The sequence below is a fragment of the Brachyspira innocens ATCC 29796 genome, from assembly GCF_000384655.1.
GTDB classification, from domain to species: Bacteria; Spirochaetota; Brachyspiria; order Brachyspirales; family Brachyspiraceae; genus Brachyspira; species Brachyspira innocens.
Genome location: NZ_ARQI01000127.1, coordinates 62,551 through 79,060 on the forward strand (window position 1 = coordinate 62,551; position 16,510 = coordinate 79,060).

Here is a 16,510-nt window from a genome sequence, read left to right on the forward strand (position 1 = left end):
TTATAAAATAAAAGACCTAAAATTATTTAGGTCTTTTATAAAAATGGCAGAATATTATTTAAGATAAACTGTTTAATACTCCAACAACAGCATTAGCAAAATCTTTAGAAGATGCAGGTCCATTTGCAGTAACTATATTTCCAGATACAACAACATTTTCAGACATTATATTAGCATTACCATGTCTTACATGCGATTCATCGGCAGGCAGACAGCTAACATTAATTCCCTCTAATATTTTAGCATTAGCCATAATAACAACTCCGCTACCTATACCTGCAACTATCTTTTGATTATCCAAAAATAATTTAGCAAGCCCCTGAGTACGCCAATCGTCCCATAAAGTAATACAGCCTATACCTCCTACAAATACAACAGCATCAAATTCTACAGCATCAACCTCACTAAATAGTAAATCTATATTAGTAATACCTCCCAATTTTCCCTGAGCAGTACCTATAAATGTAGATGATACTTCTGTTTTATATCCAGCACTTTCAAAAATTTTCTTGCTTTCAAAATATTCCTCATCTTGAAAATTCTGACCAGACATTACATATAAAATATTATTAGTTTTTCCCATTAATTAATTTCTCCAGTTATTAATATTATTTTTATAAACCGCAATTTTTGTCATAGTTGTTTTTGTTTAAAATAGCAAGTTCATATGCTTTAACATATTCTTTAGCACTTTTTTCCCAAGAGTTATCTATTTTCATTCCTCTTTGCTGCATTTGATTAAATCTGTCTCTATGATCATAATAAACACTTACAGCCCAGCCTATAGTATTATACAATGCTGAAGGGTTAGAATCATAGAATTTAAAACCAGTACCTTCTCCAGTCTGTTCATTATAATTTTCAACTGTATCTTCAAGTCCTCCAGTAGCATGTACAATAGGTAAAGTACCATATCTTAAAGAATACATCTGATTAAGTCCGCAAGGCTCAAATAAAGAAGGCATTACAAACAAATCGCATCCTGCTTCTATTAAGTGAGATAATTCATTACTGTATCCTATATAAGAGCCAACTCTGCCCGGATATCTTTTAGGCAAATCACCGAAGAAACTTTCCAATCCCTTGTCTCCAGTACCTAGTATGCAGAACTGAACTTTCATATTATTAACTAAAGGATCTATTATAGAAGCTATAAAGTGATATCCTTTTTGATCAACAAATCTGCCGATAGCACCTATTAATACAACATCATCATCTTCTTCAAGAAGAAATCTCTTTTGAAGTTCTTTTTTGCATATTTTTTTACCTTCCATTTTATCAGCAGAATAATTAGCAGGTATAAATTTATCTTTTTCAGGTGACCAAACATTTTCGTCAATACCATTAAGTATTCCAAAGAAACTTGTAGTTTTATTTTGTAAATAAGGAGCCATACCATGACCGCCATAAGGAGAAGAAATTTCTTTGGCATAAGTAGGGCTTACTGTTGTAACTACATCTGCAAAGAATATACCGCCTTTAAGGAAATTGATATTGCCATGATCTTCAAAAGTGTCTGGACTAAAATTGTTCCAGCCTAAACCTAAATAGTCGTATGTTGTATTTGCACTGTATATACCCTGATAATTTGCATTATGTATTGTAAGAAGACTTGCGGCATGTCCTACTGGGTCATTCCAGTGCCAAGTCTTTATATAAGCTGGAATTGCTGCAGTCTGCCAGTCATTGGCATGCACAACATCCACATTAAGCTGCAAATCTTTGCATAACTGTAAAGCTGCTCTTGAGAAAAATCCGAATCTCCAAGCATTATCCTGATAATCATTAAAAGAAGCATCATGATAAAGTCCTTCTCTGCTGAAAAAACTATGATGCTCTATAAAATAAAAATCTATTCCATCTTTTACTGTCTTAAATACAGAACACCATTCCTCTCCGTTACCCATCCATACTCCCATAGTTGGAAGAACATTTTCTAGGTAGCAGTCCTGAAAATTAATATCTCTGTATTTTGGAAGTACTACACATGCTTCTACACCTAATTTTTTTAGATATATAGGTAAAGAACCAACAACATCGGCAAGTCCTCCTGTTTTTATAAATGGGGCAGCTTCTGAAGATGCTATCATAACTTTCATTTTTGACATAATAAACTCCTAAACTTTGGAATATATTTTAAATATATAACTTTATTTAAAAACTTCAAGTAAAATTATTATTGTTAGAATATTATTACATTAAAAAGTTTGATAAAAATAAAAGAATTCTATCAATTTATTAAAAATCAATAGAATTCTTTATAAAAATGAATGTTTATAATAAAATTATATATTAATTTCTAATATCTCTAAAACTTTATCACCAGCAGGTACTTTTATAGTAACTACATCGCCCACTTTTTTTGCTAATAAGCCTTTAGCAATAGGAGTTACTATAGTTATTTCATTTTTACTCATATCAGCTTCTAATTCGCCTACTATTCTGTATTCAAAAACAGCATTTCTGTTTTTATCTTTTACCTTTACTCTTTTTCCAAAAGTTACAGTATTTTTATCTAAAGAAGAAGGGTCTATTATTTCACATCCTGCTAAATCCCCTTCAAGCTTTGATATCTGAGCATTTAATAATCCTTGTCTTTCTTTTGCAGCATGATACTCAGCATTTTCTTTTAAATCGCCTTTTTCTCTTGCCTCTGCAATAATAGCTGGTAAAGTTTCAAACTCTGCTTTAAGTTCAGCTAGTTTTGCCTTTACTTTGTCATATCCTTCTTTTGTTATTGGTTTTGCCATAATTTAATATCCTTAAATATTATAATAATCTTGATATTATAAACTATTTTTAAATATTTACAAATAAAAAGATTAAGGATTAAACTTAAAACTAGAAAGTTTATATATAGTTATATTCATTTCTCCTAGGATTTTAAAAGAGTATTCTAATGGATAATACCTAGTAGTGAATGCTAATTCTCCGTCATTAATAAATATTTCTAAAGATGAAGTATCTGCCATTATTCTAATATTTTTAAGCTCTTCTAAATAGGCACTTCTTTTATTTCTGCCTCCGCCTATTGTTTTACCAGTATCTTCTACAAACTCTAATATAAACTTATTATCTTTATATTTTGAACAGAGGCCTTCTGAAATAAGAATTTCAAAGTTCTTTGTGTTATTATCAATTTTTATATTATCAATTATAACTTCATAAGAATTAATATCATTAGAAATTAAATTATCTGATAATGTATTATTAGAGTATTTATTTTCAAATATTTTTTTCTCTCTTAATTTTTCTAAATTTCTATGAGGTTTTTGGTATAGTTTTCCGTTTTTGAAATTAAGTTCTCTTGGTATTGTAAGACAGTGCTGCCAGCCGTATTGAACTGTTAAATTTTTATGATCATCTTCTGTATCTGGAACTCCCATCCAGCCTATAATAACTCTATTTCCATTTTCATCTAAAAATGTCTGAGGAGCATAAAAATCAAAACCTCTGTCTAATACGGTAAAATTATTAACTTCAATAGATTCTTTATTTTTATAATCATCATTAATTAAAAAATATCCAGAAAGGTATATATTTTCGTATATGCTTTCAACTTGTTTTACACCCTGAGGACATGTTATTAAAATATCCTGACCGTCTAAATTAAACAAGTCTGGACATTCCCACATATACCCAAAAATATCTTTTGTATGTATAGTGCTTGTATGTGTCCATTTTCTTTTATCTTTAGAAGAAAATACAAGAACTTCGCCTATATCATTATTTCTGTCAATGCCGTATTTCCTAGCACCTTGAACCATATAATATATATCATCATATTTAAATACTTTAGGGTCTCTTATATGATTGGTTATATCTTTTGGATAGTCTTTCATTTCCATAAGGCATTCTTTCTCGGAGAAATTAATACCATCTTCAGAAACTGTAAGCATGGTATTAGCTTCTCTTCCGCTTTCTATATAGTCATGCTTGCCTAAGAGTTTTACATTTCCAGTATAATAAATATATAGTTTATCATCTTCTATGAATGCAGAACCAGAATACACACCATGACAATCGTATTTTTCATCTGGATATATAGAAACTCCCACATATTTATAATTGATTAAATCTTTGGTTTGATAATGTCCCCAAAATTTTAATCCGCCTTCTGTTTCAAATGGTGAATATTGGAAGAATATATTGTATATTCCCTTAAAGTATGATAATCCGTTAGGATCGTTAAGCCAGCCTACTGGAGGCATTATATGAAAATTCAGTCTCCATTCATCTTTTATGTTTTTTTTTAAGTATTCATTTTCTTTTTGTATTATAGCTTCTTTAAAAATCTTACTTACTAGATTCATTATTGAATTCCTCTTTTATGTTTTTTATTTTTTATCATTTTTTAATAAATACTTAATATCATGCATATTTTCATACACATGATATTAAGCAGAACAAATAATTTTTATTGGATTTATGTATAAATTATCTATATATGTAATTTCTTATTCGTCATCTTCCTGCATATACTCTTTAGGTACTCCGAAGAACCAAGTAATAGCAAAAGATAAAACTATTGTTAGTATTGCTACAGAAATATAGCCTATTAATTGTTTGGTATCATATATGTAAAGCAATATACCAGGTATACCAGTAACTCCATTAGCAGTACCTTGTAAATTTAATAATCTTACAATCAAACCAGTAATACCAGAGGCAATAGCACCGCATACCATAGGTTTTATTCCGTATCTTATATTAATACCGAATATTGCAGGCTCAGTAATACCAAGCCAAGCTGATAAAGTAGCACCATAACCCATAGCTTTTACGCTTTTTCTTCTTGTTTTTAATGTAACAGCAAGACAAGCAGCCCCAGCAGCTAAATTAGCAACACTTAAAAGAGGGTTAATAGGGTTTAATGATGTAGCAGCAAGAAGAGATATTTCTATTAAGTTCATTATATGGTGAACACCAGTAACTACTATAAATATTATTCCAAATCCTATTATCAATCCTCCCAAACCAAAAGGAAGAGATAATGAGAAGTTTATGGCTATTAATATCCATTGTTCTACTGTATGAAATATAGGTCCTATTACAGCCAAAGATAATAATAACATTATAAGCAATGTTAAAAATGGAGTAGCCAATATATCAATGATGTTTGGTATTACTTTTCTTAACTTTAACTCTAGTTTTGAACCTATCATACCTGCAATAAGTGCTGGGAGTATACTGCCCTGATATCCGACTATAGGTATAAATCCGAATAACATTATAGGTTTAACACCGCTGTCTGGATTTGCAACTAAATAAGCATTAGGCAAAGCAGGAGAGACAAGCATTAAGCCCAACAATATACCCAAAATAGGGGATCCTCCGAATACCCTAAATGCAGACCAGCACACTAAAGCAGGCAAAAAAGCAAAAGTGGTTTCTGTTAATACACTCATAAATGTCATAACAGAAACAGGTATATTAGAAACTTGCAGATTAAATAATCCTAGGAAACTGTCATTAATCAATGCACCTTTAAGCCCCAAAAATAAACCAGTTGCTATCATAGCAGGCATTATTGGTACAAATACATCAGCAAATACACGTATGAATTTTCTGAATTTATTTTTATCATCAGTTTTTTTCACATCTTTATCATCATTTTTCTGAGAAGCGGCAGTAATACCTAATTTTACAACTTCATCATAAACTTTATTAACTACTCCAGTACCGAGTATTATCTGATATTGATCTGAATTAAAAAATACACCCTTAACACCGTCTATTTTTTGTACATCAGAATCTTTTATGCTTTCTCTGTCTTTTACTATAAGTCTTAATCTTGTAGCACAGCATTCTGCGGAAATAATATTTTCTCTTTTTACTACTTTTACTATTTCTTCAGCAGTTTTTTTATAATCTATAGCCATAATAAAAACCCCGTTATTATGATTTTGTATATGTTATCGGTTACATTAGCGTTGATTTTAACATTATTTTAGTATTTGTCAAGTGTAGTAGTTAATAAATTTCAAATTTGTATTTTACTGTAAAAAGTATATAATATATTATATAATAGTATTAGAGGTGATAATAATGAGAGGCGGTAAGGGCTCAAATAAGAAAATTACAATGAAAGATATTGCTGAGTTAGCAGGGGTTACAAAAACTACTATATCACGCTATTTTAACGGAGGCTATATAAAAAAAGAAACTAAGGAAAAAATAGCTAAGATAATAAAAAAATATAATTATGAGCCTAATACTTTTGCAAGACTCAATGCAAAACAAAGCCGTATGATAGGTATTATAGTTCCTGCATTAGATTCTATAGTAGGTTCAAGAGTATTAACTGGTCTTGAGAGAACTTTCAGAGAAAAACATTATATGCCTATAATAATGAATACTAATCATGAGTCTGTTTTGGAACTCAAATATATAGAGAAATTAAAGAGACTTAATGTTGACGGCATAGTGTTAAGTGCTACAGAAATAACAGATGAGCATAGAAAATTATTAAAAAAACTTGATATACCAATAGTTATTTACGGTCAGGAGTATAGCGATGGTATTAGCATAGTTAATGATGATTATAATGCGGGAGTGGAAATAGGGGAGTATATAGGAAGAAAAAAACATAAAAATGTTGGGTTTATTGCAGTAGATGAAAAAGATGTTGCTATTGGTGTTACAAGGAGAAATGGAGTTTTAGACGGTTTAAGCCATTATAACATAATGGATGTAAGTATAGCGATAGCTGATTTTTCATATGAAAGTGCTATGGTTGCAACTAAAGAGCTTTTAAAATATAAAAAATTAGATGCCATAATATGTTCTACTGATAGGCAGGCACATGGAGTATATAAGGTAATAAAAGAGAGAGGATTAAAAATGCCTGAAGATGTTTCTGTAATATCATTTGGCGGATATGAGATTGATGAGATTATAGAACCGAGGCTTTCTACAATAAAATTTGATTCTCTTAATGCTGGTATATGTGCAGCAAATACATTAATAGATTTAATTAATAAAGTAGAAGTGAGAAATGTTTTGTATATTAATTATGAGTTTATTGAAGGCGAGAGTGTAAGATAAATATTAGTAAATATAAATATTTTTAATAAAATAAAAAATAATTCATAGATATAATATAAACACAATGCAATTACTAATAATTAATTAGTAATTGCATAAATAAAAATTTGTATCAATAAAATTAACTGTTTAAAGTATTTAGAAGTGACTCTATATCATTTCTATTAATAAGACCGCCGCTCATAGTTACTAATGAACGAAGAGGTGTTTCTAATATCATACTTTCAAACATCTTTTTTGTGTCTGTTTTATCATCTTTAAACATATCATTAAGTCCAGACAACAGCTTATTATAGAAATCTTCAGCAATTTTTTCATGCATCAAGTCTGCAAGATTATTATTTATATTGTAAGGTTTTACTGCTTTTATATTAATTGGCTTTAATTTTCTTTCCATCAATTCTTCAAAGTCTTCGTCTGGTATATTGATATCTTTAAAATTAAAATAGCTTGGTATTCTTTTTTGATAATAGCTTTTGGCATTAATTTCTATATTTTTGTTTAATGGTAAATTTCTTGAAGAGTTACCAACTGATATTGTATAAATACCGCTTTCTATTTCATATTTTTTTGTTTCAGTATTGTAGAATGAAAAGCTTCTTTTGTTTAGTTTTAATATTACAGTTTTTGTTTCATTAGGCTCTAAAAATACTTTAATAAAACATTTTAATTCTCTTTTTGCTTTAAATATATTATTTTCTGGGGCAGATACATATAACTGAGCTACTTCGCAGCCGAATACATCTCCAGTATTTTGAACGTCAAATACAACATGTATATTATCCAATCCAGCAACCGTATTTGCATCCGAAACTATTAAATTGGAAAATTTAAATGTAGTATATGAAAGCCCGTAGCCAAATGGGAATAAAACTTCCTTCTCTGCTTTATCATAATATCTATATCCTACAAAAATAGATTCTCTATATTCTACAGCTTTATTTCCGCCCGGAAAATATTTATAGCTTGGATTATCTTCCAAACTTAATGGAAAAGTTTCAGCTAATTTTCCGCTTGGATTAACTATTCCAAATATAATATTAAAAGCAGCACTTACAGCAGCTTCCCCAGCCAAATATAAATTAACTATTCCTTTTACTTTATCGACCCAAGGCATTAAAACTGGAGCACCTATTGAAAGAACTACAACTATATTTTTATTTACTTTTGAAATCTCTTCTATTAAATAATTATGATTTTCAGGAAGATTAAGATGCTTTCTGTCAAAACCTTCAGATTCATAAGAGTTTATAAGTCCTGCAAATATTATTACCACATCTTTATCTTTTGATATATTTACCGCTTCTTCTATTAAAGCATTATCTATTTCTGGAGAATCAGAGTTATAACCTTTAGCATAGTTAAACTCTAAATTATTTTCTTTAAAATATTCTTCAGCAGTATCTATTTTGTATGCATTTATAAGAGAGCTTCCATTTCCTTGATATCTAGGTTTCTGAGCAAACTCTCCAATAACTGCGATCTTGCTTTCTTTTTTTGCAGGAAGTATTTTATCTTCATTTTTTAATAGTACTATTGAGTTTTCTGCGATCTTTCTTGCTGTATTATGATTTTCTTCTTTATCGTATGTGAAATTATTATATATATTATCCATAGAATAAAGAGCAAAGTATAAAAGTCTTTCTACAGCTTTATCTAATATTTTTATATCTAATTTATTTTCTTTAATAGCCTCATAAACTTTTTTATCATCATATCCATTTGTAGAAGGCATCTGTAAATCAAGCCCAGCCTTTAGAGCTTCTATTCTGTCATTAACAGCCCCCCAATCTGAAACAACAATTCCGTCAAATCCCCATTCATCTCTTAATATATCTGTTAATAAATGTTTATTTTCAGAAGCAAATGTTCCATTAACGCTATTGTATGAACACATAACAGTAGAAGGTTTTGATTCTTTTACAGCTATTTCAAAAGCATATAAATATATTTCTCTCAAAGCACGCTCATCAACAACACTGTCTATTACCAGTCTTAAAGTTTCCTGATTGTTTGCAGCAAAATGTTTTAAACTTGACTGTATGCCGTTATCTTCTAAACCGCTTATCCATCCTGACGCCATTTTTCCAGCGAGATATGGGTCTTCAGAAAAATATTCAAAATTACGTCCGCAAAGAGGGGAGCGTTTCATATTTATACCAGGACCTAATACAACAGATACATTATTGGATTTAGCCTCTCTTGATATGGCTTCGCCCATTTCATACATTATATTTGGGTCAAAAGAACAAGCACTGCAGCAGGCGGTAGGAAAACATGTTGAAGCTTCAGATTTCTGAAGGCTTAATTCATCAGCTTCTGTGCTTTGTTTTCTTACTCCATGCGGACCGTCTGTAAGATATATTGAATCTATATGCAGTCTGTGTATAGGTTTTGTTGACCAAAAATCTTTACCGCTTAAAAGCGAAACCTTTTCTTCTAATGTCATCTCATTTATTATTTCTTTAATTTTTTGGGTGTATTTATTATTCATAATAAGACCTTAAAAAAAATATATTGTATATCAAAAAAGCTTTAATTTTGCCAATAAATATTTTTAGTTTTATAATATACAGGATTAATAATGATTAGCAAAATATGATTGCTTTAGTATACAGTAACATGATAGTATAAATATTCTTGTAAATCAATAGTTATATTATTATAATAATCAATCAAATTTTCCATTAAATATTTTGTATCCGCTTTCTGTCCAATAAGCTGCTTTGCATTTATTTTCTTTCAAGGCATTAATCAAATCTTTTTCCGTTTCAATATTTTGTGGGAAATATGTGGCATATACTCCAACTCTTTTACGAAAATGTGCATCGCTTGCTCCAAGTTCCTGCAGTCCTATTTTCTTCACTGCTTCAAATGCTGTTATATTTTCTTCGTTTATAGTGTTTCCATTTAAAACTTCGGCACCTGCCAGACCTTTTGTTGTAAAAAGTTTCTCTTCCAAGCCTCTCCTGTTATTTCTAAAAGGATGGGCACTATAGCATATTCCGCCTTGTTTTTTTATATATTCTATATACTCATATGCTGGTATTCTTTCTTTTGGTATTTCTTTTACTCCGAATGTTATTAAGTCGCCGTCAAGAGAATAATATTCTACTCCTACAAAAATTGGATAGTTTATTTCTTTTGAATATTGATGAGCTTTATCCATTATACGAAGGTCATCATGATCAGTTATGCATACAGCATCAAGTCCTTTTTCTTTAGCTTCTTTAACTATCTCTTCTAAAGAAAGCATACTGTCTGAAGAAAATGTTTTTTCATGTATATGAAGATCTATAAACATAATTATTCCGCCAAATATTTGTTTTTTTAATTAATTATTTTTTAATGTATTTAAGAAGATAACATTTATAGCAAAATAGGTCAATGATAATTTTTATAATATTTTTTATTAATTTTCTATTTTAATATTATTTCCATTTATCAATTTCATCTAATCTAGGTTTGTAAATAGTTTCATATAATGTTTTTGTGATATTATCATGTTCTTCTTTGTTTTTTAATTTTCTGCTTGTCATTATTTTCATTTTTATAGATGATATTTTATTATTCTCATCTAAGGAAGGCATATCATATTCATAGTCTGCTAGTATAAACCCAAATCTTTTATACCATTCTATACGTTTTTTTGCTATTTCATTCAATTCATAAGGTTCTACTTCTATAACTATTAATTTATCTTTAAGCATATCAAGTATTTTTATTAAAACTTCAGAGCCGTATTTTTTTCCTCTTAGTTTTTTATCTATAGCTAAATATTCGCCAAAATTAAAATTATCCAAATTCCAAATCATAGTAAGTCCAATAGGCATATTATCATCTAATACGGCATATAGTTTATAATTATTATTATCTTTATTTTCTAAAATCATATCGAAAGACCATCTTTCTTCTTTAGGAAAAGCATCATTATATAACTTTTTATAAAAATCTATATTTTCTAAATTATATTTCATTTCAATTAATTTAATCATAATAATCTCCCAATATAATATTTAGTCCGATTATATACTATTTTTATAATTAAGTAAATATTTTTTTATAAAAAATTATTTAATAATCAGCTTATATATTTAATTGACTTTAATAATGAATATAGTATCATATGCATAATATTTTTTAAGGATATAATAATGATTTTTGACTATAAAGGTATAACCAATAAAAATAAAGATTTAATATTCGTAGCAGGTCCATGTGTTATAGAAAGCGAAGAGATGACTATGACTATAGCAAAAAAGTTAAAAGAGATAAAAGATAAATTAAATATACAATTAGTATTAAAGGGAAGTTTTGATAAAGCAAATAGAACTTCTTTATCATCTTTTAGAGGGCTTGGAATGAAAGAAGGACTTCAAATACTTCAAAATGCAGGAAAGGAATTTAACCTTCCAACTATAACAGATATACATGTACCTGCTGATGCAGAAGAAGCTGCCAAATATGTGGATTTTTTGCAGATTCCAGCTTTTTTATGCAGACAAACAGATATGCTTAGAGCAGCATGCGAAACTAAAAAGGCTGTTAATGTAAAAAAAGGTCAGTTTATAAGCGGTTATGACTGTAAATATATAGCTGATAAATGTTCTGATGCTATTGATGAAAAAAGGTTTTTCTTATGCGAAAGAGGCACTATGTTCGGATATGGTAATCTTATAGTAGATATGAAAAATTTAGAGATAATGAAAAATTATGCTCCTGTTATGTATGATGCTACACATTCTTTACAAATGCCTTCTGCTAATAACGGACAGTCTGGAGGGGCTAGAGAGTTTATACCAGCACTTTTAAAAGCTGCTGTTGCTTTAGGAGTGGATGCTGTATTTATGGAAGTGCATCCTAATCCTGATAAAAGTCCTTCTGATTCTGGAACCATATTTGATTTGAGTAAAGTTGAAGAGTTATGGGCTAGCGTAATAAAAATTAATGCTTTAGTTAAAAATATATAATAGACTTGTTTCAAAACTACTTTACAAGATTAAGTATAAAATTATTTAATTTTAAAATTATAAACATAATGTTTTACATGTTGTATATTTTATCATTTTAATATATAAATATGCAGTCTTTTTGCTTCTTTGTGTCACGCCACGGGCGGACAGCGTCCAAAAGAAGTGGGTGTGTGGGGGCTAGTCCCCACAATCATAAATAAATTTAGTTTTGAAACAAGTCTAATATATCTCTATTTTAATTAGGAGTAAAAAATAAAATGAAAAAGATAGTTATTATACTTGCATCAAGACTTGGTTCTACAAGACTTCCAAAAAAAGCATTGAAACCTATGGCGGGATATGATAGTATGCTTGAGCTTATTATAAAGAGATTAAGAAGCTCAAAAAAAGCTAATGATGTAGTTGTGGCTACAGAAGAAAAATCTTATGATAGTTTTAAAAAGATATTTGATAAACTTAAATGCAGCTATTTTGTAGGAAGTGAAGAAGACGTTTTAAACAGATATACAAAAGCTGCAGAAAAGTTTAATGCCGATATAGTTGTACGTGCTACTGGAGATAATCCTTTAGTGAGCATAAAGGCATTAGATATGATTGTTGATTATCATATTGAGAAAAATGCTGATTTAAGCCATTATGATTTACTTCCTTACGGCAGCGGAGTTGAAGTTATTAATTATGAAGCATTAAAGTATGCTGATGATAACTCTAAAGACACTTTCGAGCATGAACATATTACACAATATCATTATAGAAATACTGATAAGTTTAAAATAGAAAATCCGAAAGTAATTGAAAGTTTTGCTATGCCAGAGTTAAGAACTACCGTTGACACAATAGAAGATTATAATAATGTATGCAATATTTTTAATAAATATAATAATGATATATATATAGATGTTGATACTATTATAAGCGATATAAGAAATGAAAGAAAATAATAATACTTGGTATGTTTATATAATACTTTGTGAGGATAACTGTTATTATACAGGTATTACAAATGATCTTATTAATAGATTTACAAAACATAAAAATGGTAAAGGTGCTAATTATACAAGGAGTCATAAACCTTTAAAATTTTTATCAGCTTGGGAAGTTGATAGTGTAAATACAGCTTTAAGTATTGAACGCTATATAAAAAGCGTGAATAAAAAGATTAAAGTTTTATTTTTAGAAAATAACAGGCTTCTTAAACAGTATTATATTAAGCATATAAAAAATAAAGGAAAAAGAGATTATAATAATATAAGTGTTAGAAGTGTAAGTAAAAAAAAATTAAATAGTATAAATATCTTATTAAATAATTAATATTATTCTATAACTATAATAAATATATTTTTTGTTATAAAATATTTATTATTGACATTATTTATTTTTATGTTATTCTGATATAATAGGCATGTTAGTATTTATAAATATTACCTATGATTTAATTGATGTATAACTTTATTTGAAAAATGTATTGCTATATTAGCGGTAATTTTATATAAAACTTAATTAATGGAGTGTACATATGTTTAAAAAGGTTGGCCTTAAATTCCAAATTACATTCATAATATTAGTTCCAATTATTCTTATTATTATAGCCTCGAATTTATTTATACAAATATATGTAGGTGAAATAAGTAAAAAATTGTCATATAAAATTTTGGAGGAAACTTCTATTAAAGAGGCTTCTAATATAAAGTTCAGCATAGAAAAACATCTGTATAATTCCTTGGGGCTGAAAATAAATTTATAGAACTTATACAAAAGAGGAGTAAGAGACAGAGAAGCTTATAAACAATTAACTTCTTTATTTTTTGAAAATCTTCCAAGTGATATAAACGGACTCTCAATAGCGTTTGAGCCTAATGCACTTGATAATGATGATGCTTATACTAATTCTCCAGATTATGGAATTGCTGACGGACGATTTAATTATTATATATCAAGAAACGGCGAGGCATATTTATCTATAGACACTTTTAATGTAGATTATTATACAGAACCTAAAAGAACTGGCGAAACATATGTATCAGGAGTATACAATTCTACAGTTAATGCTGATACAGTATTATTTACTTTATGTATTCCTATAATGCCAGATAATAAATTTATAGGTGTTATTTATGTTGATATATTTGTAGATTCTATTATTTCTATATTATCAAATATTATTCCATTTGAAGATACAACAGCTGCATTATATGATCAGAATGGTCTTGTAGTATATGATAATTATAATATGAATAATGTTTCTAAAAATGTATATGAAGTATATCCAGATTATAAAGATTATGGTGTGTTTGATAGTATTAAAAAAGGTGAATTATTATTAATAGAGGCACACAGCAGTGTTTCTGGTGAAGACCTAGTTTATGCATTTACACCAATAGAAATATCTAAAGGAGTTTATTGGTGTTTAGAATTAGCTTCTGCAAGAGAGGTAATATTGAAAGACAGCTACATTATGAGAAATGTACTTATTATAATACTAATTGTAATTATTGCAGTATTGCTTTTGCTCATACCATCTATAATAGGAAGAAAGGTTTCTAATATAATAGTATCATTATCTAAAGATATTTTGGCTATGTCTGATGGAGATTTGACAAGAGCTATACCTAAACATTTTGATCAAAGAAAAGATGAATGGGGCGATATAGCAAGAGGCTGGGACAAAGCTATGAATAATTTTAACAAAGTTATCAATACTGTAAAAAACTCAGCAGAGCAGGTTTCTACGGCTGCAAATCAGGTTTTAATAGGAAATAATGATTTATCTGAAAGAACAGAATCTCAGGCTTCAAGTCTGGAAGAGACTGCGGCTTCTATGAATGAGATGGCAAGTGCTATTAAAGAATCGGCTGAAAATGTTGCAACTAGTACTTCTATGGTATCGGAGGCTAAAGAGCATTTAAGTAAAGCAGGTGAAATAGTAGAAGACAGCGTTAGTAAAATGGATGATGTTTATGAGGCAAGCAATAAGATTATGGATATTACCAAACTTATAGAAAATATTGCCTTTCAGACAAATATACTTGCTTTAAATGCTTCTGTAGAGGCGGCACGTGCTGGTGATCAGGGAAGAGGTTTTGCTGTAGTAGCAAGCGAAGTAAGAAATCTAGCACAGAATACTCAGGAATCAGTAAAAAATATTACTTCATTAATAAATGATAGTAATGAAAAAATTAATTTAGCAGCAAAAAGTGTTAAAGAATCAAAAGATATGTTTATGGAAATATCTGAAAAAATGGATAATGCTTCTTCTTTAATGGATAGAATAAATACAGCAGCTCAGGAGCAGGAAAAAGGAATAGAACAAATAAATATAGCAATCAATAATATGGATTCAGCATTACAGAAAAATGCTTCTTTGGTTACAGAGGCTACTTCTGCATCAGAGTCATTATTAAATGAAGCTAATGAGCTTATTAAATCAATAGAATATTTTAAATTAAGAAGCTAAATAAATTATTTTTTATATATAACTTGGGTTTTACTTATATATATTGTAATCCCAAGTTATTTTTATGATGTAAGTATATCATTTATTTTTAGAAAAAAGTTTAAATTAAATACTGATGTTCTTAATAAATCATTATATAAAACTTTATTTGACAATAATAAAATTTTATTATATCATGTATTGTAATTTTATTTTATAAGGAATTATTATGTCTTCATTAAATACTCAGATAAGAAAAGATATAGTAAGTATGGTTTATAATGCCAATTCTGGTCATATAGGCGGATCATTATCTTTGGTAGAAATAATGCATACACTATATTTTAAGATTATGAACATAGACCCTAAAAATCCTAATATGGACGGAAGAGATATGCTTATAATGTCTAAAGGTCATGCTTCAGCTGTACTTTATTCTACATTAGCACATAGAGGATATTTTCCTACAGATGAACTTTTAACTTACAGAAAATTAGGCTCAAGACTTCAAGGACACCCAGATAAAAAACATTTACCTGGTGTTGAAGCTTCTACAGGTTCTTTAGGTCAGGGCGTTTGTATTGCAGTTGGTATTGCTTTAGGATATAAACTTGATAAAAAAAATGGTAAAATATTTGCTATAGCAGGAGATGGAGAGGCACAGGAAGGAAGTTTTTGGGAATCAGCAATGGCTGCTTCTAATTATAAACTTGATAACTATACATTAATAATAGATAATAACGGGCTTCAAATAGACGGTAAAAATGATGATGTTATGAGTTTGGGGGATTTGGAAGCTAAAATGAAAGCATTTGGTTTTGAAACATTTATAGCTGACGGACATAATGAGGCAGAACTTGAAGAAATATTTAACAAAAAAGTATCAGGTAAGCCTAAATGTGTAATAGCTAAAACAATTAAAGGAAAAGGAGTTTCATTTATGGAAAATGCAGTAGGCTGGCATGGTAAAGCTCCTAATAAAGAAGAATATGAGAAAGCTATGGAAGAATTAAATAAACTTGATTAATCAAATGATGAATATTTAAGGAATTAATAT

13 protein-coding genes and 1 pseudogene are annotated in these 16,510 nt (G+C 28.9%); 6 read left to right on the plus strand and 8 right to left on the minus strand.

The annotated features are described in order from the left end of the window. Positions 1 to 58: 58 nt before the first annotated feature. The 5 genes from F811_RS0113295 to F811_RS0113315 form a co-directional block, all read right to left on the minus strand. Positions 59 to 583, minus strand: coding sequence for a DJ-1/PfpI family protein (locus F811_RS0113295; protein WP_020005728.1), 525 nt, complete (start codon positions 581 to 583; stop codon positions 59 to 61). 31 nt (positions 584 to 614) lie between these two features. Continuing rightward, positions 615 to 2,108, minus strand: coding sequence for a glycogen synthase GlgA (gene glgA / locus F811_RS0113300; protein WP_020005729.1), 1,494 nt, complete (start codon positions 2,106 to 2,108; stop codon positions 615 to 617). 177 nt (positions 2,109 to 2,285) lie between these two features. Next, positions 2,286 to 2,750, minus strand: coding sequence for a transcription elongation factor GreA (greA, locus tag F811_RS0113305; protein ID WP_020005730.1), 465 nt, complete (start codon positions 2,748 to 2,750; stop codon positions 2,286 to 2,288). 72 nt (positions 2,751 to 2,822) lie between these two features. Beyond that, positions 2,823 to 4,313 carry a glycoside hydrolase family 32 protein gene (locus F811_RS0113310; RefSeq protein ID WP_020005731.1) on the minus strand — a complete coding sequence of 497 codons (1,491 nt, stop codon included), beginning with the start codon at positions 4,311 to 4,313 and terminating at the stop codon, positions 2,823 to 2,825. Positions 4,314 to 4,457: 144 nt separating this feature from the next. Next, a complete protein-coding gene (locus F811_RS0113315; protein ID WP_020005732.1) occupies positions 4,458 to 5,882 on the minus strand; it encodes a PTS transporter subunit EIIC in 1,425 nt (474 codons plus the stop codon). 166 nt (positions 5,883 to 6,048) lie between these two features. Here F811_RS0113315 and F811_RS0113320 point away from each other — a divergent pair, with 166 nt between their 5' ends. Further along, positions 6,049 to 7,047 (plus strand): LacI family DNA-binding transcriptional regulator, encoded by a 999-nt coding sequence (locus tag F811_RS0113320; RefSeq protein WP_020005733.1) that lies wholly within the window; start codon positions 6,049 to 6,051, stop codon positions 7,045 to 7,047. 121 nt (positions 7,048 to 7,168) lie between these two features. On the opposite strand, the gene F811_RS0113325 is transcribed toward F811_RS0113320, so the two are convergent. The 3 genes from F811_RS0113325 to F811_RS0113335 all read right to left on the minus strand — a co-directional run bounded on the left by F811_RS0113325 (position 7,169) and on the right by F811_RS0113335 (position 11,042). Next, the gene (locus tag F811_RS0113325; protein WP_020005734.1) at positions 7,169 to 9,541 is read right to left on the minus strand and encodes a glycoside hydrolase family 3 C-terminal domain-containing protein; all 2,373 of its coding nucleotides are present in this window, start codon (positions 9,539 to 9,541) and stop codon (positions 7,169 to 7,171) included. Positions 9,542 to 9,718: 177 nt separating this feature from the next. Further along, positions 9,719 to 10,351, minus strand: a complete 633-nt coding sequence (locus F811_RS0113330) for a PHP-associated domain-containing protein (RefSeq protein ID WP_020005735.1) — start codon at positions 10,349 to 10,351, stop codon at positions 9,719 to 9,721. A 127-nt stretch (positions 10,352 to 10,478) separates the two neighbouring features. Continuing rightward, positions 10,479 to 11,042, minus strand: coding sequence for a GNAT family N-acetyltransferase (locus F811_RS0113335; RefSeq protein ID WP_020005736.1), 564 nt, complete (start codon positions 11,040 to 11,042; stop codon positions 10,479 to 10,481). Positions 11,043 to 11,201: 159 nt separating this feature from the next. On the opposite strand from F811_RS0113335, the gene kdsA reads away from it, so the two are divergent. The 5 genes and pseudogenes from kdsA to F811_RS0113360 all read left to right on the plus strand — a co-directional run bounded on the left by kdsA (position 11,202) and on the right by F811_RS0113360 (position 16,480). Continuing rightward, positions 11,202 to 12,017 (plus strand): 3-deoxy-8-phosphooctulonate synthase, encoded by an 816-nt coding sequence (gene kdsA / locus F811_RS0113340; RefSeq protein WP_020005737.1) that lies wholly within the window; start codon positions 11,202 to 11,204, stop codon positions 12,015 to 12,017. Positions 12,018 to 12,277: 260 nt separating this feature from the next. Beyond that, complete coding sequence (locus F811_RS0113345) at positions 12,278 to 12,961, plus strand: cytidylyltransferase domain-containing protein (RefSeq protein ID WP_020005738.1); 684 nt, start codon at positions 12,278 to 12,280, stop codon at positions 12,959 to 12,961. After that, a complete protein-coding gene (locus F811_RS0113350; RefSeq protein ID WP_020005739.1) occupies positions 12,948 to 13,331 on the plus strand; it encodes a GIY-YIG nuclease family protein in 384 nt (127 codons plus the stop codon). Before F811_RS0113345 ends, F811_RS0113350 begins: the two co-directional genes overlap by 14 nt. A 205-nt stretch (positions 13,332 to 13,536) precedes the next feature. After that, positions 13,537 to 15,474 (plus strand): annotated as a pseudogene (locus F811_RS16135) (methyl-accepting chemotaxis protein). Positions 15,475 to 15,682: 208 nt separating this feature from the next. Beyond that, positions 15,683 to 16,480: a transketolase gene (locus F811_RS0113360; RefSeq protein WP_020005742.1), complete on the plus strand. Its 798-nt coding sequence runs from the start codon at positions 15,683 to 15,685 to the stop codon at positions 16,478 to 16,480. Positions 16,481 to 16,510 lie beyond the last annotated feature (30 nt).